The organism is Clostridium pacaense, assembly GCF_020709765.2.
Lineage (GTDB): Bacteria > Bacillota > Clostridia > Lachnospirales > Lachnospiraceae > Enterocloster > Enterocloster hominis.
On the sequence record NZ_JAJFEB020000123.1, the window covers coordinates 1 to 267 of the forward strand.

General features: G+C 53.6%; 1 pseudogene. It reads right to left on the reverse strand.

The window, feature by feature from the left end:
* Positions 1-52 precede the first annotated feature (52 nt).
* Positions 53-267 (reverse strand): annotated as a pseudogene (locus LK536_RS58755) (B12-binding domain-containing radical SAM protein); the annotation flags it as partial.

Sequence of the window (267 nt, forward strand, 5' to 3'; positions counted from 1 at the left end):
CATTGTTAAAATATTCTGACCAGGAATCATAGATGGCTCCTGTGCGGTATGCCTATTCAATCACGGCGCCCACACGCCTGTCGCCTATGGCCAGCACGCCCTCACGGACAGTCAGCTCCGCTTCATGCCAGTTGTATTTAAGGCTCTTATAGTTCCTCACCTCCCGGAACTTGCCGCGGACTATGTTGGCGCGCTTAATAAACTCCTCCTTGGTGCGCATCCTGGCCCACTGGAAGGGGGTAAAGGGCTTGGGAACAAAGAATGAGG